The 22,236-nt window shown below is 67.9% G+C and carries 20 protein-coding genes; 10 read left to right on the top strand and 10 right to left on the bottom strand.

Annotation, left to right across the window (positions count from 1 at the left end):
* The first annotated feature begins 85 nt into the window (after positions 1–85).
* From VL15_RS12180 to VL15_RS12165, 4 genes are all read left to right on the top strand, one after another.
* Complete coding sequence (locus VL15_RS12180; protein ID WP_048245776.1) at positions 86–1,144, top strand: porin; 1,059 nt, start codon at positions 86–88, stop codon at positions 1,142–1,144.
* Positions 1,145–1,148: 4 nt separating this feature from the next.
* Positions 1,149–1,592 (top strand): BON domain-containing protein, encoded by a 444-nt coding sequence (locus tag VL15_RS12175; protein ID WP_230684433.1) that lies wholly within the window; start codon positions 1,149–1,151, stop codon positions 1,590–1,592.
* Between the two features lie 149 nt (positions 1,593–1,741).
* Positions 1,742–3,367, top strand: coding sequence for a sulfatase (locus VL15_RS12170; RefSeq protein ID WP_048245760.1), 1,626 nt, complete (start codon positions 1,742–1,744; stop codon positions 3,365–3,367).
* A 75-nt stretch (positions 3,368–3,442) separates the two neighbouring features.
* The gene (locus tag VL15_RS12165; protein WP_230684432.1) at positions 3,443–4,414 is read left to right on the top strand and encodes a formylglycine-generating enzyme family protein; all 972 of its coding nucleotides are present in this window, start codon (positions 3,443–3,445) and stop codon (positions 4,412–4,414) included.
* A 135-nt stretch (positions 4,415–4,549) separates the two neighbouring features.
* On the opposite strand, the gene VL15_RS12160 is transcribed toward VL15_RS12165, so the two are convergent.
* Together VL15_RS12160 and VL15_RS12155 are read right to left on the bottom strand one after the other, a co-directional pair.
* Positions 4,550–5,995, bottom strand: a complete 1,446-nt coding sequence (locus VL15_RS12160) for a sensor histidine kinase (RefSeq protein WP_048245759.1) — start codon at positions 5,993–5,995, stop codon at positions 4,550–4,552.
* Positions 5,982–6,647: a response regulator transcription factor gene (locus VL15_RS12155; protein WP_048245758.1), complete on the bottom strand. Its 666-nt coding sequence runs from the start codon at positions 6,645–6,647 to the stop codon at positions 5,982–5,984. The genes VL15_RS12160 and VL15_RS12155 overlap by 14 nt, the downstream gene beginning before the upstream one ends.
* Before the next feature lie 238 nt (positions 6,648–6,885).
* On the opposite strand from VL15_RS12155, the gene VL15_RS12150 reads away from it, so the two are divergent.
* Positions 6,886–7,902, top strand: coding sequence for an ABC transporter substrate-binding protein (locus tag VL15_RS12150; protein WP_048245757.1), 1,017 nt, complete (start codon positions 6,886–6,888; stop codon positions 7,900–7,902).
* 112 nt (positions 7,903–8,014) lie between these two features.
* The gene (locus tag VL15_RS12145; RefSeq protein ID WP_048245756.1) at positions 8,015–9,325 is read left to right on the top strand and encodes an MFS transporter; all 1,311 of its coding nucleotides are present in this window, start codon (positions 8,015–8,017) and stop codon (positions 9,323–9,325) included.
* 12 nt (positions 9,326–9,337) lie between these two features.
* Here the strand turns inward: VL15_RS12145 and VL15_RS12140 are convergent, their stop codons facing one another.
* Positions 9,338–10,015 carry a hypothetical protein gene (locus VL15_RS12140; RefSeq protein WP_048245755.1) on the bottom strand — a complete coding sequence of 226 codons (678 nt, stop codon included), beginning with the start codon at positions 10,013–10,015 and terminating at the stop codon, positions 9,338–9,340.
* A 227-nt stretch (positions 10,016–10,242) separates the two neighbouring features.
* Between VL15_RS12140 and VL15_RS12135 the strand changes: the two genes are divergently transcribed.
* Positions 10,243–10,518 (top strand): YlcI/YnfO family protein, encoded by a 276-nt coding sequence (locus VL15_RS12135; protein WP_048245754.1) that lies wholly within the window; start codon positions 10,243–10,245, stop codon positions 10,516–10,518.
* The gene (locus VL15_RS12130) at positions 10,515–10,814 is read left to right on the top strand and encodes a type II toxin-antitoxin system RelE/ParE family toxin (RefSeq protein WP_048245753.1); all 300 of its coding nucleotides are present in this window, start codon (positions 10,515–10,517) and stop codon (positions 10,812–10,814) included. The genes VL15_RS12135 and VL15_RS12130 overlap by 4 nt, the downstream gene beginning before the upstream one ends.
* 38 nt (positions 10,815–10,852) lie before the next feature.
* On the opposite strand, the gene VL15_RS12125 is transcribed toward VL15_RS12130, so the two are convergent.
* Both VL15_RS12125 and VL15_RS12120 read right to left on the bottom strand, forming a co-directional pair.
* Positions 10,853–12,643 (bottom strand): sensor histidine kinase, encoded by a 1,791-nt coding sequence (locus tag VL15_RS12125; RefSeq protein WP_048245752.1) that lies wholly within the window; start codon positions 12,641–12,643, stop codon positions 10,853–10,855.
* On the bottom strand, positions 12,640–13,287 hold the full coding sequence (locus tag VL15_RS12120) for a response regulator transcription factor (protein WP_048245750.1): 648 nt from the start codon (positions 13,285–13,287) through the stop codon (positions 12,640–12,642). Before VL15_RS12120 ends, VL15_RS12125 begins: the two co-directional genes overlap by 4 nt.
* 322 nt (positions 13,288–13,609) lie before the next feature.
* On the opposite strand from VL15_RS12120, the gene VL15_RS12115 reads away from it, so the two are divergent.
* Both VL15_RS12115 and VL15_RS12110 read left to right on the top strand, forming a co-directional pair.
* Positions 13,610–14,062 carry a hypothetical protein gene (locus VL15_RS12115; protein ID WP_048245749.1) on the top strand — a complete coding sequence of 151 codons (453 nt, stop codon included), beginning with the start codon at positions 13,610–13,612 and terminating at the stop codon, positions 14,060–14,062.
* 102 nt (positions 14,063–14,164) lie between these two features.
* A complete protein-coding gene (locus VL15_RS12110; RefSeq protein ID WP_048245748.1) occupies positions 14,165–16,183 on the top strand; it encodes an LssY C-terminal domain-containing protein in 2,019 nt (672 codons plus the stop codon).
* 16 nt (positions 16,184–16,199) lie between these two features.
* Here VL15_RS12110 and VL15_RS12105 read toward each other — a convergent pair whose 3' ends face one another.
* From VL15_RS12105 to VL15_RS12085, 5 genes are all read right to left on the bottom strand, one after another.
* Positions 16,200–16,529, bottom strand: coding sequence for a DNA-binding protein (locus VL15_RS12105; protein ID WP_048245746.1), 330 nt, complete (start codon positions 16,527–16,529; stop codon positions 16,200–16,202).
* A complete protein-coding gene (locus VL15_RS12100) occupies positions 16,526–16,858 on the bottom strand; it encodes a type II toxin-antitoxin system RelE/ParE family toxin (protein ID WP_048245745.1) in 333 nt (110 codons plus the stop codon). Before VL15_RS12100 ends, VL15_RS12105 begins: the two co-directional genes overlap by 4 nt.
* A 371-nt stretch (positions 16,859–17,229) precedes the next feature.
* On the bottom strand, positions 17,230–17,784 hold the full coding sequence (locus VL15_RS12095; protein ID WP_048245772.1) for a protein-tyrosine-phosphatase: 555 nt from the start codon (positions 17,782–17,784) through the stop codon (positions 17,230–17,232).
* 213 nt (positions 17,785–17,997) lie between these two features.
* Positions 17,998–20,457 (bottom strand): flavin-containing monooxygenase, encoded by a 2,460-nt coding sequence (locus VL15_RS12090; RefSeq protein WP_048245743.1) that lies wholly within the window; start codon positions 20,455–20,457, stop codon positions 17,998–18,000.
* Positions 20,444–22,159, bottom strand: coding sequence for a GMC family oxidoreductase (locus VL15_RS12085; RefSeq protein WP_048245742.1), 1,716 nt, complete (start codon positions 22,157–22,159; stop codon positions 20,444–20,446). Before VL15_RS12085 ends, VL15_RS12090 begins: the two co-directional genes overlap by 14 nt.
* Between the last annotated feature and the right edge of the window lie 77 nt (positions 22,160–22,236).

Raw genomic sequence — 22,236 nt, 5'->3', positions numbered from 1 at the left:
ATAGGGCTCGGAGAAACCTGGTTCGATGTCTTCCGGTTGAATCGGCAATTTAATAAGGATTATTAATTATCAAGGGAGTGGCGTGGTGAGGAGACTGACTTTGGGCGTGATTGCGCTCGCGGTTACCGGCGCGGCGCACGCGCAGTCGAGCGTGACGCTGTTCGGCACGGTCGGCGGCGGCGTTCGATGGACGGATGGCGGAAAGGGCGGGCAGCAAGTCGGATTCGACAACAATCCGATGGCGGGCAATACCGTCGGCTTCACGGGCAAGGAAGACCTGGGCGGTGGCGTGAGGGCCGTCTTTCTGCTGCAGAGCGGCTTCAATCTGGGCACGGGCGCGTTGAAAACGTCGAGTACGCTTTTCTCGCAGCGGTCATATGTCGGACTCGAGGGGGGATTCGGGCGTTTGACGCTTGGACGTCAACTGAACGCTGCCGAGGATATCGGCGTTCAGCTCGATCCGAACCAAGCCAACGGCCCGTCGCTCGCGATTTCGCCGGGTATTGTCTGGGGCGGCAATTTCTTTACGCTCGATGCGCGATTCAACAACACGGTCAAATACGTCGGCCGAATCGGGGGATTCGCGCTGAGAGCCAGCTATTCGCCGGGAGGCGTGGCCGGCGACTGGCACGCGGGAACGAATCTGGCCGTCGGCGCCAGTTATCAGTTTCGCTCGCTGCTGCTGGCGGCCGCGTATCAGAAGACCTACAGCGCGACCACCAACCAGTGGGCGCAAACCGCAATGGGCGGTGCGACGTGGCAACTCGGGCCGACGCGGCTTTATCTGAGCTACAGCGCACTGGCGGTCTCCGCGGCGAGCGCGACCGGCAGCGAGCGGCGGGACAACATTCCCGGGGTGGGCATCGTCTACCAGATCACCCCGGCCTTGCAGTTCACCGGCGCCACCTATTACGACATGGCCAGCAACCTGAAAAACGTTGCCGGGGCGGATGGCCGAAAGATGACCTCGTACGCGATGCTCGAGTACTTCCTGTCGAAACGATCGGAACTCTATGTGGAGTTCGACCGGAACGGGTTTTCGGGTGCTTACAAGAAGGATCCGACGAACGTTTCGGCACTGAATCTGCGTCCCGACGGGCGCACGGTGAGCGGCGTCTCGATCGGCGTCATGACGCAGTTCTAGAGGCATGGCCAGCGGCGTCGCGGCGCAAGGGGCGACGGCGACGCCGGAGAATCACGGGAGAAACGACATGCAGGTTCGCAGAACGGGATGCCGGTACATCGTGGCATCGATGATGGTGATGATTGCGCTGAGTGCGGCGGCTCAGGAGTCGCCGGGCGTGGCGGCATCGACGCCCGCGTCGGCGCCGACGTCGGCGTCGGGCAGCGAGTTGCGCAAGGCGACGAAGGCAGCAGACCGACGGTTGCGCAAACAGGTGGCGGGTGCGCTGGCTCGAACGAAACGCCTGGATTCGAGCCGTCTGCTCATCTTCGCGCGGTCCGGTGTCGTCACTTTGTCCGGGGAGGTCGTGGATGCCGAGCAGGCCGCACTGGCCGCGTCGGTCGCGCAACGCGTGCCGGGTGTCAGCGAGGTACGCAATCGGCTCCGCATCAATCCGCAGGCCCGGTAAGACGGGAACCATTTAGTCATCGAATGCCGCGCGTCACGCAAGTGGGCGCGGCCGTCCGGGTGGCAAGACGCGCGTGAGCGAAACGACGCGCAAGCCCGATGGAACGAGCCACCCGCAACGAATCAAACGCAAAGTGAATTGAACCGATCATGAAAGCCATACTCGTCATGTACGACAGCCTGAACCGGCACATGCTGCCACCGTACGGCAACACATGGGTCAACGCACCGAATTTCCAACGGCTCGCCGAACGCAGTGCGACTTTCGACAACTGCTATATCGGCAGCATGGCTTGCATACCGGCGCGCAGGGAACTGCACACCGGGCGCTACAACTTTCTGCATCGAAGCTGGGGGCCGCTGGAGCCGTTCGACGATTCGATGCCGGACATGCTCCGCAAGAAGGGCATTCACGCCCATCTGGCGAGCGATCATCCGCACTACTGGGAAGATGGCGGCGCGACCTATCACACGCGATACAGCAGTTGGGAATTCTTTCGGGGGCAGGAGGGCGATCCATGGAAAGCGGAGCTGGGGCCGCCTCCGATGCCGGCCCGGCTCAAAGGCGCGCTGAAGGAGCAATCCGCGCGGCAGGATTTCGTGAATCGCCAGTATTACCCGACCGAGGATCTTCATCCGCAAACGCTGACATTCGATGCGGGCGAAGCGTTCCTGAGGAAGAATCACGACAAGGATTCGTGGTTCCTGCAGATCGAGACGTTCGATCCGCACGAGCCGTTTGCCAGCTATCCGAAGTATCGCGACCTCTATCCGTGCGATCGAGGCGACGCGCACTTCGACTGGCCGCCTTACGGCCCGGTCTCCGCTGGCGAGACGGACGGCGACATTCGTACGGCGCAAGCCGGGTACGCGTCGCTCGTGTCCATGTGCGACCACTCGCTCGGGCGGATCCTCGACCTGATGGACGAGCTGGATCTATGGCGCGACACGATGCTCATTGTCTGTACCGACCACGGATACATGCTCGGCGAACACGGGTGGTGGGCGAAGACGGTCCAGCCGTGGTTCAACGAACTCGCCAACACACCGCTCTTCATTTGGGATCCCCGGTATCGTCGGACGGGCGTGCGGCGCCAGTCCCTCGTACAGATGATCGACATTGCGCCGACGCTGCTCGATTTCTTCGGTCTGCAACCCACGCCGGACATGCAGGGCGGATCACTCGGGAAAACGATCGACGACGACGTTCCCGTTCGGGAGGCCGCGCTGTTCGGCATGCATGGCGAGCAGGTCAACGTGACGGACGGGCGTTACGTGTACATGCGCTCGGGCCCCGATCCGGACCGTAACGAACCGCTGTACGAATATACGTTGATGCCGACCCACATGCGGGAGATGTTCGGTGTCGAGGAACTGCAGGACATCGAATTGTCGGAACCCTTTTCGTTTACCAAGGGCGTGAGGACGATGAAGATCGCGAGTCGGCCCGTCGGGTATGCGTACCGTTCGGGGACGCTGCTTTTCGACCTGCATGACGATCCGCGACAGGAACGGCCGCTGTACGACGAGTCGGTCGAATTGCGGATGGCCGAACTCATGCGCGACCTGATGCGGGCCAACGACGCGCCACCGGAGCAATACGCGCGGCTCGGCTTGCCGTTCCAAGGTGCGATCGGGGGCGCGCAGCTTCTGGCCCGCAGCCACGCGGATCGCGCCGAACGGTTGCGTTCGCATCTGGCCGTCCAGGCGCAGGCGATGCGCGCCGAGGTCGAGCGCAAGCGCGCGGCCCCGGCCGGGTCGACGTCGGGTGGTTGACGTGCCGCGCATGCCGGGGTTTGGCCTGCAGTGGCGGGCGGACGAGGGGAACGGGTTGTCCAGCGGGGAGAAAAATTGAGCAGCGACAAGCATCGATCGTGCTGTCCCGGAGTGGGACAGCGCCAGCAACTGTCGGCAGTCTCGGCGCATGCGTCCGCGTCCGGCGCCCACAGTACGGGCGCCGGTGTGCCGTCGAGCCGGGACATCGTCTGGTTCGAAGCAGGCAGGAGCTGGGTCGGCACGGATACCCCCGTCATCAAGGCTGACGGCGAGGGGCCGCGGCGGCGCGTCACGCTGTGCGCCTTCGGGATGGATCGTTATGCCGTTTCGAATGCGCGGTTCGCGGAGTTCGTCGCCGCGACCGGCTATCTGACGGAAGCCGAGCGCATCGGCTGGAGCTACGTGTTTCGATCGTCCTCCGTGTCGGCGAACCATCTGGTAGGCACAGCGGACGCACCGTGGTGGCTGGCGATCGATGGCGCCAGTTGGGCGGCGCCGGAGGGGCCCGGTTCGTCGATCGCGGGACGCGAGCAGCATCCGGTGGTCCACGTGTCGTGGAACGACGCCCGCGCGTTTGCGGCGTGGTGCGGCGGTCGGCTGCCGACCGAGGCCGAGTGGGAGCATGCGGCAAGAGGGGGCGCGCAAGCGCGCCGGTATCCGTGGGGGGATGAAGAGCCGTCCGACGAGATGCAGTGCTGCAATATCTGGCACGGCGTGTTTCCCCATCTCAACACGTCGCCGGGCGGTTACGCCGGCACGGTTCGGGTCGATGCGTTTTCGCCGAATCCCGCAGGGTTGTACAACTGCAGCGGCAATGTCTGGGAATGGTGTGCCGATCCGTTCGCGACGCAGTCGCTGTCGAGCGCGGGAAAGGCCCGGAACCGTCAGGCGCTCGAGGAGCGGGAGCATACGCTGAAAGGCGGCTCGTATCTGTGTCATCGCGACTACTGCTATCGCTACCGCATCGCCGCCCGGACGGGGCGACCGCGGGATACGTCTACCGGACACACGGGCTTTCGGATTGCCTATGATGTTGCACGCGAGTGATTGACAAAGCGGTCATGGAGCCACGATCCGAAACAGTCCGCTGAAACGTCGGACATAGTCATGAGCCGCCCGGATTGTCCGGACAGGTTGCAGTGCCGGTGTTCGGCGAACCGATGCCGCGCGGCGGAAACCTGCTCAGGCGGCTGGCTGTTCGCGGGGTTTGCCGGTACCGTCCGCGTGCCCGGCCGCGCGCGGAAACGTCAGTACCACCGCGAACCCGCCCGTTTCGGGAAACGCGAACCCGACGCGACCGCCGTGCGCCTTCATCACTTCCTGCACGATCGCGAGCCCGAGGCCCGACCCCGTGCGCCGCTCGCTGCCGTCCGGCGCGATCCGCACGAACGGTTGCAGTGCCGCGTCCCAGTGCTCGCGCGCAATCCCGCGGCCGTTGTCGGTGACGGTCAGCGTGACCGCACCGTCGGCGTTGCCCGTGGTCGCGACCGATACGACGATGTCGTCCGCATGGCCGTGCAGCAGCGCGTTGTGCAGCACGTTCGACAGTGCTTCCTGCAGGCTGATCGCGTCGCCGTCGATCCAGGCCAGCGGCGCGTCGCTCGCGAACGCGACCGCCACGTCGCGCTCGCCGGCGAGCGGAATCGTGCGGCCGAGCACGTCCTTCGCGAGCGCGACGAGTTCGACGGGCTGCAGCGGCACGGCCTCGGTGCGATGGATCACCATCGCGTGATTGAGCAGCTGGCCGGTGAGCCGGCCGACATCCGCGCAGGTCGCGCGCAGCGCGTCGAGGCGCGCCGCGTGGCGCGCGGGATCGGATTCGCCGTCGAGCAGCTCGATCTGCGCGTCGAGCCGCGCGAGCGGCGTGCGCATCTGGTGCGCGGCGTCGGCGATGAAGCGCTGCATCGCGTTGATCCGCTCGGCAAGGCGGTGCATCAGTCCGTTGATCGAACCGATGATCGCGTCGATCTCGCTCGGCGTGTCGACGGCCACGGGCCGCAGGTCGGCCGGGTCGCGCGCGGCGATGATCGTGCCGATCTGCGCGAGCGGACGCAGGCCGTGCCGGATCGCGAGGCCGCTCGCCACGATCGCGAGCACGCTCATCAGCAGGATCAGCGTCCACACCTTGATGCTCATGTCGTTGGTGAGCTGCTGGCGCGCGTGGGTGGTTTGCGCAACGGTCACGAGGGCCCAGCCCGGTGTGCTTTCCTCGGGCATGTAGCGCGCGATGGTCGCGGTGCGGATCCGGTGCCCCTGGTAGACGGCGTTCGCGAACGCGGGGCCCTGTTTCGCGGCGGCGAGCGTCGCGGTGCTCGACAGATCGTTGTAGCCGGCCACGACGATGCCGCGCGAATCGACGACCTTGTAGTAGACGAGGTCGTAGCGCGACAGCGTCGACAGCGCGGCCACCGGCGGATTCAGCGCGAGCACGCCGCCTTGCACGTAGAGGTTCTCCGCGACCTGGATCGACGCGCCGGCCAGCAACTGGTCGTACGCGCGTTCGGCAGCGACACCTGCGTAGTAGCGCGCGATCGCCGCGAGCGCGAGCGCGCCGGTCGCGACGACGAGTGCGATGAAGAGCAGCGTGCGCCCGAACAGCGTCTTCGGGAACCAGTTATTGCGCGGCAATCTGATACCCCATCCCGCGCGCGGTGCGGATCTCGACCGAGCTGCCCTGAAGCTTCTTGCGCACGCGCGTCACGTACTGCTCGACCGCGTTCGCGGTCGGCTCGTTGCCGAAGCTGAACAGCTGGTTCAGCAGTTCTTCCTTCGAGAAGATGCGCTGCGGTCGGCTCGCGAGGATTTCGAGCAGCGCGAACTCCTGGCGCGACAGCGACAGCGGCTGGCCATCGAGTTCCGCGAGACGGCTGCTGCGGTCGATCACGAGGCCGCCGAGCGTCAGCACGTCGTTTGCATGGCCGCTGTTGCGGCGCAGGAGCGCCTGCACGCGCGCGTCGAGCTCGCGGTAGTCGAACGGCTTCACGAGATAGTCGTCGGCGCCGAAGCCGAGGCCGCTCACGCGGTCGTCGATCGCCGAGCGCGCGGTGACGAGCAGCACGGGCGTCGTGCTGCCCGACGCGCGCAGGTTGCGCAGCACCGTGAAGCCGTCCATGCCGGGCAGGTTCGCATCGAGCACGACGAGGTCGAAGCGCTCGACGCGCAGCAGCCCGTTCGCGGTCGCGCCGTCGGTTTCGAGATCGACGGCGTGGCCGAGCCGCGCCAGGCGGCTGCGGATCGCCGCGCCGATTTCGGCATCGTCCTCCACGACGAGAATGCGCATGGTGCCGTTTTGCAGGTAGGTGGATTAGGGGTTTTCCCTGGGACGGGATGTCAGCATTTTCTCAGACTCGGTCGATAACCTGTGTCGAGCCGGAAGCAGCACGCAAGGACGGCATTAATACCAGAAATACTCAAGGAGACGGCAACATGCAGCATGTCACGGGCACGACGCACGCGCGGCGCGGCACGACGCCGGCCCTCGCGTCGCTGTTTGCCGCCCGCCGCGTGGGGCCCCGCGCATGACGACGTCGCCGCGCCGCCGCGCGTTGATCGCCGCCGGGCTTGGCGTGCTCGCCGCGCCGTCGTTCGTGCGCGCGAAGCCGCGCACGGTCCGGATCTCGAAAGGTTATGGCGTGCTGTACCTGCCGCTGCTCGTGATGGAGAAGCAGCGGCTGTTCGAACGGCACGCGGCACGGCACGGCGTGCGCGACGTCGCGGTCGACTGGGTGCTGCTCGACGGCGGCAATTCCGTCAACGACGCGATGATGGCCGGCACGCTCGATTTCGCGGGCGCCGGCGCGCCGGGCTTCATCGAGCTGTGGGCACGGGCGCGCGGCATTCCGAATGTCGAGGTGATCGGCATCAGCGGGCTGTCGACCACGTCGCTGTCGCTGAACGCGAATCGTCCGGGCCTCACGTCGCTGCGCGACTTCACGCCGTCCGACCGGATCGCGGTGCCCGGCATCCGCACGTCGCTGTCGGCCGTCGTGCTGCAGATGATCGCGAGCCGGCAGCTCGGCCACGCGCATTTCGCGCAGCTCGATTCGATTACCGTGAACCTGCCGCATCCGCAGGCGATGCAGGCGCTGATCCGCCGCGAGAACGGCGTCACCGCGCACTTCACGTCGCCGCCGTTCTCGACGCTCGAGTTGCGGCAGCCGGGCATCCACCGTGTCGTGAGCTCGGTCGACGTGCTCGGCCCGGTGACGCTCGACGTCGTGTTCGCGCCGAAGCGGCTCGTCGATACGGAGCCCGCGCTGGCCGCCGCGTTTCTCGGCGCGCTCGACGAAGCGAACCGCCTGATCGCGCAGGACCCGCGCGCGGCGGCCGCGCTTTATGCGGCGTCGTCGGGCGTCGGCGTGTCGCATGACGACGTGATGCAGATGCTCGCCGCGCCCGACACGCGTTTCTCGGTGCGGCCGAACCAGCTGATGGACTACGTCGAATTCCTGTACCTGGCCGGCACGATCAAGGCGAAGCCGCGCGCGTGGCACGAGATGTTCGCGCCGATGCTCGACGACTACCGGTCGGGCTGAACGCCGCCGGCTTGCGCCGGACCCCATTCATCGAAACATTCCGCGCCCGCGCCTTCGTTGTGCACGGCGCCGATTCAACCGACACGCAACCGATTCACGTAAGGAGCCTGCAGTGAACGCTACCGAAACCCTGGACCCCGCGTCCGCCGAAGAACAGCGCATCATGTCGAAGGTGGCGCGGCGCCTGCTGCCCATTCTCGTCGTGATGTTCCTGATCGCGTTCATCGACCGGCAGAACGTCGGCTTCGCGAAACTGCAGATGGTGCACAGCCTCGGGATGACGGAGGCCGCGTTCGGGCTCGCGTCGTCGCTGTTCTTCATCGGCTACCTGCTGTTCGAGGTGCCGAGCACGCTCGCGCTGCATCGCTACGGCGCGCGCGTGTGGCTCGCGCGGATCATGCTGACGTGGGGCCTCATCACGGTGCTGATGGGCTTCACGACGTCGATGCCCGCGTTCTGCTCGCTGCGCTTCCTGCTCGGCATCGCCGAGGCCGGTTTCTATCCGGGCGTGATCTACTACCTGACGCTGTGGTTTCCGCAGAGCTACCGCACGAAGGTGCTCGGTATCTTCACGCTCGGCAGCGCGCTCGCGAACATGCTCGGCTCGCTGGTCGGCGGCGTGCTGCTGAGCCTGAACGGCGTGTGGGGGCTGGCGGGCTGGCAGTGGGTGTTCATTGCAACGGGCATCCCGGCCGTGATCGTCGCGATCGTCGTGTTTCGCGTGCTGCCTGCGTCGTTCCGCGAAGCGCCGTTCCTCGACGAGCGCGAGAAGCAGATCGTCGCGGCCGCGCTCGAACGCGAGAAGCCGGCACAGGCCGAGCACGGGCAGCCGTGGAAGGCGCTGCTCGATCCGCGCGTGATGCTGTTCGCGGCAACCTACATGCTGATGTCGACGTCGCTGTACGGCGTCACGTACTGGCTGCCGACACTCGTGAAATCGTTCGGCGTGTCGAGCAGCACGAATGGCCTCCTGAGCATGTTGCCGTGGGCGCTCGCGGTGCTGCTGCTGGTGTGGCTGCCGGCGAAGCTGCGCCGCGCGAAGAGCATCCTGCGCACGATCGCGATCGTCGCGGCGCTCGGCGCGCTCGGTTTCCTGCTGAGTCTCGTGCTGCCGTCGACGCCGCTGCGCTTCGTCGCGCTCGTGCTCGGCGGCGCGTGCATCCCGCTGCTGTATCCGTGCTTCTGGTCGATGCCGCCGCGCTACTTCACCGGCGCGCGTGCGGCCGCGAGCGTCGCGGCGATCAATTCGATCGGCAACCTCGGCGGCTTCTTCAGCCAGAACCTGATGCCGTTCGCGGGCAAGGTGACGGGCACCGCGTTCGGGCCGATGATCGTGCCGATCGTGTGTCTCGCGCTGCTCGGGATCGGCGCGCTGGTCGCGTGGACGCGCTCGGAGCGGGGGATGGTGGCGGCGCGCGTGTGAGCGCGCGCGGCGTCACCGCATCATCACCTGGTTCCCGACGACCTTGAAGTTGGTCGATGCGTGTGTGTTCGACAGCAGGTACTTGAGCGCGGCGATGTCCGGCGCGGTCGTCGAGAAGCGGTTGTCGCCGTCGAATCTGAAGTCCCACGTGATGATGCCGCGGTTGTATTCGGGCATGTCCACGTGGATCTCCTTCAGCGACGCGAGCGGGTACGCGCGCTCGTGCCAGTCGAACAGGTGCCGCACGTAGAGGTGATCCTGCGTCACGATTTCGTAGCGCCGCAGGAACGGCGTCGCGACGACGAAGAGCACGGCGGTGAAGATCAGCAGCGAGCGGGCCGCGCGCCACAGGACGGCCCGCGATGTGCGGCCGCGCGGCTTGGTGCGGTAACGCTTGCAGGCGGAAGGCACGATCAGCAACACGCCGAACCACCAGATGATCGCGATGAACCCGAGCGGCACATTCATGAACGGCACCGACAAGGCGCCGACGAAGCTGGTCGGGAAATCCATCAGCCGCGCGGTCGACACGAATCCGAGCCCGAGGTAGCTGCCGGCCGGATGCGGGATGAACAGCGCCGTCGTCAGCGCCTGGAGTGCAAGCAGGACAGGCCAGCACAGCAGCGATACCGCCAGCCAGCCGGCCGCGACGGCGACGAAGCAGAGTACGTAGGTGAGGATGGTTTTCATCGTGGTGACGGGAGATCCGGGCGGCCGGCGCGTTGGCGCGAGAAGTGTGCGGATGGCGATGGCGGTGGATTGTAGCGCTGTGCCGATTCTGTCATCGGGCGCTCGGCGTAACGGGATGGGGGGCAGGGATGAGAACACCTCGCAAGCCGACTATTCCATATGGCCGACTCTTCACGCTCATGCTGACGTGCTATTATGCATTACATATGTAATGCATGGAGTGTGCGATGAAAACAGCAACGATGCCTGCGCTGCGAGTCGACCCGAAACTGCGTGAAGAGGCGGAATCGGTTCTGGCAGAAAACGAGACGCTGTCTGCGTTCATGGAGTCGGCGTTGCGTGATGGCATTGCGCGCCGGCGCATGCAGCGCGAGTTCGTCGCACGCGGCCTGGCGTCGCGCGACGAGGCGCGGCGTACCGGCGAATACGTCGATGCCGCGGATGTGCAGAACGAGCTTGAGAGCATGCTGAACGCCGCACGTGCGGCGAAGGCGGCTGATTGAGCTACCCGGTCCGCTATACGCAAGCGGCGCGTGAAGATCTGGTTCGACCGTATCGATATCTTCTCGAACGTGATGTGGATGCGGCGGCGAGGGCCCTGGAGGCGATCGAACGCGGCGTCGCCATGCTGCGATTGTTTCCGTTCACTTGTCGCAAGATCGACGCGAGCAATCCGTTTCTGCGCGAATTGATCGTGTCCTTCGGTACGTCAGGCTATGTCCTGTTGTTCGAGATCGAAAGTGCGGAGCAGGTAACGATCCTCGCCGTACGTCATCAACGCGAAGACGACTACCACTGACCACGTTAGCGACGCGGCGCTACCGCAAGCCACCGCACTTACCCCCGCGAAACCCCATCCCCGCCATGCGCGATCGCCACGGGCGCGTGCGGCAGCGGAATATCCACCTCGACCGTCGTACCCTCGCCGAGCGTCGTCGTGATCTGCAGCGTGCCGCCGACGAGATACGCGCGCTCGCGCAAACCCACCAGGCCGAACGAGCTCGACTTGCGTGGCACGCCGGGATCGAATCCCGCGCCGTCGTCGCGTATCGTCAACGCGATCGCATCGTCGCCGTACACGAGTTCGACGTTCGCCTGCGACGCGGCCGCATGCCGCGCGACGTTCGCGAGCGCTTCCTGCGCGATGCGGAACACGGCTGTCGCATACGGCTCGTCGAGCTGCAGCTCGGGCGGGTCGACGTGCAGCGTGCACGCGATCGTGTGACGGCGCCGGAAATCCTCCACGAGCCATTGCATCGCCGCGGCGAAACCGAGATCGTCGAGCATCAGCGGGCGCAGGTCCGACGCGATGCGGCGCGTCGCGGCCACCGCGCCGCGCGACAGCGTGTGCATCGTCGCGATCTTGCGTGCAAGCGGCGCATCGTCCTGCGGCACGTGGTCGATCAGCCATTCGAGATCGTTCTTCAGCGTCGCGAGCGTCTGCGCGAGTTCGTCGTGCAGCTCGCGCGCGATGCGGCGTTGCTCGGCTTCGCGCGCGGTCGCGCTGATCGCGGCGATCTCGCGCAGTTCCTCGCGCGATGCCTGCAGCGCCCGCTCCGCGCGCACGCGCTCCTCGACTTCGCGCCGCAGGTCGCGGTTCGACGCGCTCAGTTGCGCGGTGCGCGCGGCGACGCGCTGTTCGAGCTGCTCGTTCGCATCGTTCAGCTGCGCGCCCTTCTGCACGACGAGCAGATGCTGGTAGCGCGCGCCGGCCAGCGCGCGCACCGTCTGCGCATGCAGCCGGCCGTTCTCGAACAGCATCGCGAACAGCACGACACCCGATGCGACCAGGCCGTACGCGCGGCCCGCGTAGAAGCCGAGATCGTAGCGCCCGTGATTCAGCATCGACGACAGCGCGATGTCGAACAGCCAGGCGACGAGCACGGTCATCACCCACAGGTCGAGCACGGAATGGCGGCGCCGCTGCCGCCACATCAGCATCAGCGCGACCAGGTTCAGTCCCCAGACGACCGTGATCGCGTTCGTCATCGTCGCGGCCATCCGGTTGCCGTTCATGATGCGCGGCAGCAGGTAGTGGCCGGCGGTCGCGAGCAGCGCGAGCGCGACCGTCGCGCCGCCCGCCGCGGCGATGCAGAGCGTCACCGGAATCGCCGCACGGCGCTGCGGGGCAGGGAGCGGGGCCGGACGCGCGCGCGACGCCACGCGCAGCAGCGCGTAGGCGGCGACCGTCAGCGGAAAACCGCCGTGCCAGAACAGGTAGAGCCAGGCAGTGGTCTGGTCGCCGGCGCCGAGCAGGCCCGTCGGCGCGAACAGCCCGGGAAAGGTCAGCATGTGCGTGCCGGCCATGAAGCCCGTGAACAGGTAGCCGCCCGCGAGCACGAGCAGCGACTTCTCGCGCAGGATCGCGTACTGGCCGAGCAGGAGGCCGGCCGTCACCATGTCGTTGACGACGATCGCCGACTGATACACGGGGATGAACGCCCAGCCCGGCGCGAGCGGCACGCCCGCGAACGGCGCGAGCGCGGCGAAGAACATCGCCGACACGATGACCGTCGCGAGCGCGAGCCGCCGCTCGCGCCGGCGCGGCGGCAGCGACGACATGAACAGGCGCGACGCGTCCGGCTCTTCGTCGTCCGGGGGCGCGGGCGGGAGGTGGGCGGCCGTCATGCGTCGTCGACGCCGGGGTCGAGGTCGTGGCGCACCGCGTAGCGGACCAGCGCGGCTTCGTGCGGCAGTTCCATCTTCTCGAGGATCCGCGTCTTGTACGTGCTGACCGTCTTTGCGCTCAGCGCGAGTTCGGACGCGATCTGCGTGATGGTCTGGCCCGCGATGATGCGGTGCATCACGTCGAGCTCGCGCGTGGACAGCCGTTCGTGCGGCAGCGCCGCGGCCGGCGCGCACAGCGTGTGCGCGAGGCCTTCGGCCGCCGACGGACTCACGTAGACGCCGCCCGCCGCGACCTTGCCGACGGCCTCGACGAGCTCGGCGGTGGCACTGTCCTTCGTCAGGTAGCCGGTTGCGCCGGCCTTGAACGCGCGCGCCACGTACTGCGCTTCCGCGTGCATCGTCAGCACGAGCGTGCGCAGCGACGGCGCATGGCTTTTGAGCAGCCGGATCAGCTCGATGCCGGTCGGCGCGGGCATCGACAGGTCGAGCAGCAGCACGTCGGCGGCGGCGCGCTCGGCCAGCGCGAGCGTGGCCGAGCCGTCGCTCGCCTCGCCGACAATGTCGAAACCGCCGGCCCTCTCCAGGATGTAACGCAGTCCGTCCCGCATGACTGCGTGATCGTCAGCCAGAATTACCCTGATCATCTTCTAGCGATCCTCTTCGGGATGACGCGGCGAACGGCTGTCCGGTTGCCGCCGCGGCTGTTCTTCTGACCAATATATTCCGCCGAATCCGAAAACGGTACACATCCGGGAAATTTTCGAGATAGCCGGATGCGGAATGCGCACCAAAACGAAATAATCCACGGGAAAGGGTACGATGCGGAACGCGTGCGTGGCCGGGTATTCCCGGATGACTGCCGCGACCGGGGCACGCCGGCCGGTGTGTCGAGCGCCGCCCCGCGAACCCGCCTGATTCGGGACTAAACTGGTGCCCGATGCCACTTCGTCACCGAGGAGCCCCGCGATGATCGACCTTGCCGATATCCTGCCGTCCGCGCTGCCCGCCGCCGTCGCATGGGCTGAAGCGGAGGCGGCGCGCGGGATCGCCCAGGGCGCGCCGCTGACGCCGGCGCAAGCCGACGACGCGCGCACGGTCGGCGTCGCGCAGCCCGAGCGGATCCGCGTGGTGATCGTCGACCGCATGCCGTTTCCCGAAACGCCAACGCTTGCCGCGATCGCCCGCGACACGGGGCTGTTGTCGCCGGGGACGATCGGCCTGACCCTCGGCCATGCGGTGTACGTGCTGCGCGGGCAGGATACGCGCCGCCTGCTGACTCATGAATTCCGTCACGTGCATCAATTCGAGGCCGCCGGATCGATCGGCGCGTTTCTCGCGCGCTATCTGCAGGAGATCGCGACGGTCGGGTACCACGACGCGCCGCTCGAGGCCGATGCGCGGCAGCACGAGTTCGATTGACCGCCTACGCCGGCGCGACCGCGCGCATCCCGCGATGAACGTTTCCCACGCCACTGCCGACCCGGTGTTCGCACGCCGCGCCGCACCGCGGTGGAGCGTGCGATGAGCGACACGATCCACGCGTGGATCGGCGCGATCGGCGCGCATCCGCTGCTCGTGCTGACGATCGTGTTCGTGACCGCTTGCGCCGAGGCGATCGCGCTGATCGGCACGGTCGTGCCGGCCGGCGCCGTGATGTTCGCGGCGGGGGCGCTGATCGGCGCGGGCGCGCTCGACGGCTGGACGACGATCGGCGTCGCGGCCGTCGGCGCCGTGGTCGGCGACGGGATCAGCTACGAGCTCGGGCGGCGCTACCGCGGCGTGATCCGCAATGTGTGGGCGCGCTTCGGTTATGCGGCCGCCTATACGCGTGGCGAGGAGTTTGTGCTGCGTCACGGCATGAAGAGCATCGTGCTCGCGCGCTTTCTCGCGCCGGTGCGCGCGGTCGTGCCGGTCGTCGTCGGCTGCGCGACGCTGCCGCGCCGGTCGTTTTATCCGGTCAACGTGATCTCGGCACTCATATGGGCGCCCGTGCATGTGGCGCCGGGCATCCTGTTCGGCGCGTCGGCCGCACTGGCCGCGGCGATCAGTGTGCGGGTCGCCGTGATCCTGCTGGTCGTCGCCGCGCTGGTCGCGCTCGTGTGGATCGGCGTGCGCGTCGCGCTGCGGCGCGGCTGGCCGCTGCTGCGCCGTGCGCTCGTCGCGACCATGCATGCGTGTGCGCACCGCTGGCCGCGGCTCGGTGCGCGGCTGAACGGCGCGATCGCGCGCGTGCGCCGCCTGCCGGGCACGGTGCCCGTGCTCACGCTGCTGTTCATCGGCTGCGTGTGGTTGTTCGCGGGCCTCGTGCAGGATGTCGTCGCGAACGATCCGTTGATGCACACGGACATCGCGCTGTACGCGTTCCTGCAGAACCTGCGCACGCCGCCCGTGGACGCCGCGATGCGCGCGGTTGCCGTGCTGCACGGGCACGATACGGGGCTGATCGTCGCGGCCGCGTTTCTGGTCTGGCTGATGATCCATCGCTGCTGGCTGACGGCCGTGTGGTGGCTCGCGACGGTCGGCATCGCCTTCGTGCTCGTGCCGGTGTTCGGCGCGGGCGTACCGGGCGCAACGCCCGCGAGTCTGCCGCCCGGCGCGCTGCACGTGCCGCTGCCCGATGCCGAAGCCGCGTTCGCGATCCTCGCGAGCAGCGGCCTCGGCTGGGTGTTGACGCGCGACCGGCCCGCACTGTGGCGCATTCCGGTCGTGACGGCCGTCGTGCTGTGGATCGTGCTCGGCGGTTTCGCGCGGCTGTACGTCGGCGACACCTGGCTGTCGGGGCTGCTTGGCGGCTGGAGCCTCGGGCTGGCCTGGTTCGCGCTGCTTGCCGGCGCCTATGCGTATTGGCATGTGCACGAGCATGTGCAGCCGCGGGGCGCGCTCGTCGCGGTGGTGGTGGTGCTTGCGACGGCGGGTGTCTGGACGGTTCCCGCGCAATGGCAGCTCGACCGCGCGTCGCGCCCGCATGTCGGCGACGTGGTCGCGATGACCGTCGACCAGTGGCTGCGCGGCGGGTGGGAGCGCGTGCCGACGCGGCGCACCGAGATCGGCGGCGACCGCGAGGAATATCTGCCGCTGCAATGGAGCGCGACGTCGGACACGCTCGACCGCCATCTCGCGCAGGCCGGCTGGCAGCGCGCGACGCCGTGGTCGCCGGCCACCGCGCTGCGCTGGCTGTTGCCGCAGGCGACCGCCGATACGTTACCCGTGCTGCCGCGCTACACGCACGGCGAAAGCACGCGCCGCGTGTTCGTCCGCGTCGATCCGGGCCACCCGGAAAGCCGCCTCGTGTTGCGGCTGTGGCGTTATCCGTACGTGTTGCAGGACGCGCTCGGCATGCGGCCGCTGTGGTATGGCGCGCTGTATCGCGAGGCGCTGCACCGGCCGGCGCGGTTGATGACGTTCGTGCGTACGACGCCGATCGACGATGCGGCGACGATCGCGCAGGCGCTGGCGGTCGAACCGACGATCGAGCATCCGCCGGCGGGGACGAATACCGCGCCGGCCGAGATGCTGCTCGTGTGGATGGTCCGGCCGTAAGCGGGCCGTGTGCCGCTTACGCGTGCGCCGACTGCGCGGGGACGACGGACAGGCGCAGGCCGACGGTCTTGAGCACCGCGAGCAGGGTTTTCAGCGTCGGGTTGCCGTTGGGGGACAGCGTGCGATACAGCGATTCGCGGCTGATGCCGGCTTCGGCCGCGACCGCGCCGAGCCCGCCGTACGCTTCCGCGACCGTGCGCAGCGCGAGCAGGCCGGCCGCGCGGTTGTCGGGATCGTCGAGCGATTCCATGGCGACGCGCAGATACGCCACCGCGAGTTCGCGGTCGGCGCCGAGTTCGGCGACTTCCGCGTCGTGGTGCGATACCGCGCCTTTGAGCTTGTTCACATTTGCCTCCGTTTCCAGTTCAACCAGTGTTCCTTTGCGCGCCTGATGTCGTCGGGTTGACTGCCCTTGTCGCCGCCGGACAACAGCAGCACCAGTGCCCCGCCGTACCGGCCGAAGTACACGCGATAGCCGGCGCCGACATGGATGCGCAGTTCGATCACGCCTTCGCCGACAGGCGCGCAATCGCCGAAATTGCCTGTCTGCACGCGGCGCAGGCGTTCGCGAATCCGCGCCTGGGCGAGTTTGTCGCGCACGGCGTTCAGCCATTCGGTGAAAGGCTCGCGACCGTCGTCGCGCTGATAGCGCAGCAGTTCGAACTTGGATAGCATTGTAACTTATAAGCTACAAAAAGAGTGATGGAAACGATGCGGCTTTTTGGCCTGCCACCGGCGGGGTGAACGAAGCGCGATGCATCACGCTGCCGATTGCCGGCGCGAGACGGCACGCAGCGCGACGGCGTTGCGGCCGGCGTGCGTGCGGTGCTTCATGGTTCGGGATGTCAGACAGCGAAGCCGGCTTCCCGGACGAAGATCATTCTTTCATCCGGGGCGTACGGCGGCGATTCGGCCGAATGGCCTGTATCGATGGCGCGATGAAGGGCACGCGCCGTGGGCGGGGTGTCGGGGCGGAATGCCGAGAGTGGCAAACCCGCCGGCGCCGGTGCATTGCGCGACCAGCAAGCCGACAGGTTTGCCGCGCGTTACGGCTTCGCGGGCGCGGCGCTCGCGACCTTGTCGAGCGCGGCGGGGATGTACGTGTCGAGCTGCGCGGTCACCGATTCGTAGAAGTCCATCGGCTTGCCCCATGCGTCGGGCACGTCGAGGTGCTTTCCGGTCGCGTATTCGGCGAGCGTGAACACCTTGCCGGCCGCCGACGGATAAAGCGCGAGCACCTTCTCCTTGTGCTTGTCGGTCATCGTCAGGATCACGTCCGAATGCTTGACGTCGTTCGCGTTCAACTGCACCGAGCGGTGCGCGGACGTGTCGATGCCGCGCCGCTTCATCAGGATCACGCCGTTTTCCTCGGGCTTTTCGTCATACGGATCCTCGTCGACCGCACGCGAGATCACCGCGACATGCGCGTGGCGCTGCGCGATCAACTGGCCGGCAATCGCCTCGGCCATCACGCTGCGCCCGGTGTTGCCCGTGTCGACGAACGCGACCTTCTTCGGTTCGTCGGCGAACGCCGACGTCGCGCACTGGATGCCGACGCAACAGAGCAGCGCAAGCGTGTTGAGGGTGTGCCTTCTTTTCATCATCTCTCCGTCAGGGTGGGGCGCGCCCCGGCGGCGCGCCGGGGCTTGCGGGAGATCATGACGGCCGTGTGCGACAGAAAAAAATAACCGGCCGGTTTTCGCAAAACGGTGTCGCTTCGTTGCAAGCGGCCATGGCGGTCGCGCATGCGCGGTCCGGCCGACCGCGGCAGCCGCGAACCGTCGCGCCGAGCGCCGCATGTCACCGGTTCGTCGTCACGCCGTCGCCGCGACGCGTTCCACCGCAAACCCCGCCAGCGTCCGCAACGCGTCCCGTGCCGACCGCAGGTAAAACGCCTGCAGATGAAACACATGCCAGCGCGCCGCATGAATCTCGAGCCGGCACGGCACGCCGCACGCGATCGCATGATGCGCGAGCCGCTGCGCATCCGACAGCAGCACCTCCTGGTCGCCCGCCTGGATCAGCATCGGCGGCAGGCCGCGCAGGTCGGTGTCGAGCGGGCCGCGCGCCGCGGCTGAACCGGCGCCGTGATACCAGCGCAGCCCCTGTTCGAGCCAGCCGCGCCGGATCATCGGATCGTCGCGGCGGCGCGATGCCAGCGTCGCACCGCCGAGCGCCGGGTCGGTCACGGGCGAGATCAGCAGCAGCGCGGCGGCGGCCGGCTCGCCGCGTTCGCGCAGCGCGATGGCGAGCGACAGCGCGAGCGCGCCGCCGGCCGAATCGCCGGCGATGACGATCCGGTGCGGCGCATGACCTTGCGCACGCAACGTGTCGTACGTGGCCAGCGCATCGTCGAGCGCGGCCGGGCTCGGATGCTCGGGCGCGAGCCGGTAGTCGGGCACCCACACCGGCAGGCCGGCGTCGTTCGCGAGCCGCGTCGTCACGCCGCGATGCGTATGCGGCCCGCCGAGACAGAACGCGCCGCCGTGCAGATAAAGGATCGCGCCGCCCGCATCGCCGCGTTTCGGCGCGACGACTTCGACCGGCACGCGGTGCGCGGACGTGCGGTAGCGCAGCGTGCCGCCCGCGCCGGGCATCAGCGGCGACAGCAACGCGACGACGCGGCGCTGCATGCGCGCGCCGAACGGCGGCCCGATCAGCGGCCGGAACGCGACGCGCAGGAAGCCGCGCAGCGATGTGGCGGCGAGCACCTCCAGCCGGCCCGCGGGCGGCGCGACCACCACGCCGTGCGTCGACGCGGCGGCATCGGGCAGCGGACGCGAGAAGCGGTACGCGGACAGCCCGGTGAAGCGCGTGATCCATCGGTAGCTCAGCGTGAAGCCCGGCCAGTTCGTGCTGTTGTGCCCCGATGCATCGACGTACCAGCTCTTGCAGCTGCTCCACACCGAACCTGCGAGCCGCTGCTGCACGTGTACGTTGAAGCGCCGGTAGCGGCGCGCGTCGACGTCGATCGCGTTCGCGCCGTCGCGCCGCATCGCGCGCAAGCAGCGCATCACGTGCGCGATCTGGCTTTCGAGCATGTAGACGATCGAGTTGTGGCCGAGGTTGGTGTTCGGGCCGTAGAGCATGAAGAAGTTCGGAAAGCCGGGCACGGTGAGCCCGAGATACGCCTGCGCGCCACGTCGCCACGCGTCGTTCAGATCGAGCCCGTCGCGGCCCGTGATGCGCATCGGCGACAGGAATTCGGTTGCCGCGAACCCGGTGCCGTAGACGATTGCATCGACCGGATGGTGCACGCCGTCGACGGTCTCGATGCCGTCTTCGGTCACGCGCCGGATCCGCTGCGTGACGAGTTCGACGTTGGCGCGGCTCATCGCGGCAAGATAGTCGCTCGACAGCAGGATGCGCTTGCAGCCGATCGGGTAGTCGGGTGTGAGCCGGGCGCGCAGCGCGGCGTCCGGCACGTCGCGTGAAAGCAGCTTGCGGAACGGGCGGCCGACCGCATAATCCATCAGCCCGTGCAGGCGCGTGAACGCGATCGCGCGCGATTCGTAGCGCAGGTAGATCGACGCGCGATGCAGCTTCATCACCCATGGCAGCCGGCGAAACAGCGCCTTTTCCCAAGGGCGATACGCGCGGTCGGGGCGCGGCATCACGTAGGCCGGCGAGCGCTGGAAGACGACCAGGCGCTGCACGTCGCCGGCGATCGCCGGGACGAACTGGATCGCCGACGCGCCGGTGCCGACCACCGCCACGCGCTTGCCGGCCAGCGCATAGTCGTGATCCCAGTGCGCGGAGTGAAACGCGCGGCCGCGAAACGTGTCGATGCCGGGCAGGTCGGGCATCGCGGGGCGGCTCAACTGGCCGGTGCCGCTGACGAGCACGGCGGCGCTCAGCGTCGTGCCGTCGGCGAGCGTGACGCGCCACAGCGCAGTCGCTTCGTCGTACCGTGCGTGCTCGACGTCGACGCCGAAGCGCAGATGGCGCGCGAGGCCGTACTTGCGCGCGCAATGCTGTAGATACGCGTGAATCTCGGGCTGCGGCGCGAACACGCGCGACCAGGCCGGGTTGGGTTCGAACGAAAACGAGTACAGGTGCGAGGGCACGTCGCAGGCGGCGCCCGGGTAGCTGTTGTCGCGCCACACGCCGCCGACGTCGTGCGAGCGTTCGACGATCACGAAATCGTGAATGCCGGCGCGTTGCAGCGCGATCGCCATGCCGATGCCGGCGAAACCGGCGCCGATGATGATCGCCGCAAGCGGTGCGGCAGGCGTGGCCGGTTCGGTCGCGCGGGACGTTTCAGGCGACAACATGACGGGTGTCCTCCGGCTGAATGGCCGCGTGTGCGGCGCACGATGCAAGAACGGCGTCGTGGTCAATCGATGCACCGACGGTGTCGGCATGCGGTTGCGCAGACGTGCGGCAAACGCCGCGGATCAGGTCGACGGCCTTCTCGGCGATCATGATCGTCGGTGCATTGGTGTTGCCGCCGATGAGCGTCGGCATGATCGACGCATCGACGATGCGCAACCCCTGCAGGCCGTGCACGCGCAGTTGCGGATCGACGACGGCGAGCGCGTCGTGTCCCATCCGGCAGGTGCCGACCGGGTGATACACGGTGTCGGTGCGCCGGCGCAGCACGTCGCGGATCTCGTCATCGGTCGTGACGTTCGCGGTGAACAGGTCGCGCGTGATCCATTCGGCGAGCGCCGGCGCTTCCATCAGCCGGCGCGTGAGCCGGAAACCCGCGACCATGTCGTCGAGGTCGCGCGGATCGTCGAAGAACGCGGGATCGATGCGCGGCGCCGCGAGCGGATCGGCGCTGTGCAGCGTCACCGAGCCGCGGCTGCGCGGCCGCAGCAGGCACACGTGGCACGACAGCCCGTGGCCGGCATGCAGCTTGCGCGCGTGATCGTCGACGAGCGCGACGACGAAGTGCAACTGGATGTCCGGCGCGTCGAGGCCGGCGCGCGTTTTCAGGAAACCGCCGCCTTCCGCGAAATTCGACGTCAGCATCCCGCGCCGTTCGCGCCGAAAGCGCGCGAGCTCGCGCAGCATGCGCAGGCCGCCGCGCGCCGATACGCCCATCGTGTCGACGCTGCGCGACCGGTAGCCGAGAATGAAATCCGGATGATCCTGCAGGTTGCGGCCGACGCCGGGCAAATCGGCGTGCACCGCGATGCCGAGCTGCTGGAGATCGCGGCCCGGGCCGACGCCGGACAGCATCAGCAACTGCGGCGTCTGCAGCGCGCCGGCCGCGAGCACGACTTCGCGCCGCGCGCGCAGCGTGCGGACTTCGCCGTGCTGCCGCACTTCGACGCCGACGGCGCGCGTGCCGTCGAACAGGATGCGCAGCACCTGCGCGTGCGTCTCGACCGTCAGGTTGTCGCGGCGGCCGACGTGCGGCAACAGGTACGCGCGCGCCGCGCTCCATCGTTCGCCGTGCTTCTGCGTGACCTGGTAAATGCCGATGCCTTCCTGCTGCGCGCCGTTGAAGTCGTCGGTGAGCGGCAGGCCGGCCTGTTGCGCGGCTTCCAGGTAGCGCGCGTGGAACGGGTTGCCGGTGCGCAGGTCGCTGACCCACAGCGGACCGTCGCGGCCGTGCCACGCATCGTCGAAGCGCTCGTTGTGCTCGCTCAGGCGGAAGTACGGCAGCACGTCGTCGTATGCCCAGCCTTCGTTGCCGAGCGCGGCCCAGCCGTCGTAGTCGACGCGATGGCCGCGGATGTAGACCATCGCGTTGATCGCCGACGAGCCGCCCAGCGCCTTGCCGCGCGGCTGGTAGCCGATGCGCCCGCCGAGCCCCGGCTGCGGGACCGTATCGAAGGCCCAGTTGTTCACGCGGGTCGGCAGCATCGCGACCGCGCCGGTCGGCACGTTGACGACCGCGCCGTCGCCGCGGCCGCCGGCCTCGAGCACGCAGACGGTCACGGCCGGGTCCTCGGTCAGCCGCCCGGCGATGACGCATCCGCCCGAACCGCCGCCGACGACGATGTAGTCGAAAGTCTTGCTCATGAATCGTCTCCTGATGGTCGATGGATCAAGCGTTGCGCGTCGGCGCGCGGTCGCGGGCGCAGGTTTCGCGCCGGCGT

Origin of the sequence: Burkholderia cepacia (genome assembly GCF_001039005.1) — a bacterium.
Lineage (GTDB): Bacteria > Pseudomonadota > Gammaproteobacteria > Burkholderiales > Burkholderiaceae > Burkholderia > Burkholderia theae.
Note: the sequence above shows the minus strand (reverse complement) of the source record. Positions and strands in the feature narration are given on the sequence as shown.

What these genes read in the sequence shown, in the direction of transcription:
- VL15_RS12150 (WP_048245757.1), top strand. Translation starts at nt 6,886, where the DNA reads ATGACGACGTCGCCGCGCCGCCGCGCGTTGATCGCCGCCGGGCTTGGC.
- VL15_RS12095 (WP_048245772.1), bottom strand. Translation starts at nt 17,784, where the DNA reads ATGAAAAGAAGGCACACCCTCAACACGCTTGCGCTGCTCTGTTGCGTC.
- VL15_RS12090 (WP_048245743.1), bottom strand. Translation starts at nt 20,457, where the DNA reads ATGTTGTCGCCTGAAACGTCCCGCGCGACCGAACCGGCCACGCCTGCC.
- VL15_RS12110 (WP_048245748.1), top strand. Translation starts at nt 14,165, where the DNA reads ATGAGCGACACGATCCACGCGTGGATCGGCGCGATCGGCGCGCATCCG.
- VL15_RS12120 (WP_048245750.1), bottom strand. Translation starts at nt 13,287, where the DNA reads ATGATCAGGGTAATTCTGGCTGACGATCACGCAGTCATGCGGGACGGA.
- VL15_RS12140 (WP_048245755.1), bottom strand. Translation starts at nt 10,015, where the DNA reads ATGAAAACCATCCTCACCTACGTACTCTGCTTCGTCGCCGTCGCGGCC.
- VL15_RS12125 (WP_048245752.1), bottom strand. Translation starts at nt 12,643, where the DNA reads ATGACGGCCGCCCACCTCCCGCCCGCGCCCCCGGACGACGAAGAGCCG.
- VL15_RS12135 (WP_048245754.1), top strand. Translation starts at nt 10,243, where the DNA reads ATGAAAACAGCAACGATGCCTGCGCTGCGAGTCGACCCGAAACTGCGT.
- VL15_RS12170 (WP_048245760.1), top strand. Translation starts at nt 1,742, where the DNA reads ATGAAAGCCATACTCGTCATGTACGACAGCCTGAACCGGCACATGCTG.
- VL15_RS12100 (WP_048245745.1), bottom strand. Translation starts at nt 16,858, where the DNA reads ATGCTATCCAAGTTCGAACTGCTGCGCTATCAGCGCGACGACGGTCGC.
- VL15_RS12155 (WP_048245758.1), bottom strand. Translation starts at nt 6,647, where the DNA reads ATGCGCATTCTCGTCGTGGAGGACGATGCCGAAATCGGCGCGGCGATC.
- VL15_RS12115 (WP_048245749.1), top strand. Translation starts at nt 13,610, where the DNA reads ATGATCGACCTTGCCGATATCCTGCCGTCCGCGCTGCCCGCCGCCGTC.
- VL15_RS12175 (WP_230684433.1), top strand. Translation starts at nt 1,149, where the DNA reads ATGGCCAGCGGCGTCGCGGCGCAAGGGGCGACGGCGACGCCGGAGAAT.
- VL15_RS12085 (WP_048245742.1), bottom strand. Translation starts at nt 22,159, where the DNA reads ATGAGCAAGACTTTCGACTACATCGTCGTCGGCGGCGGTTCGGGCGGA.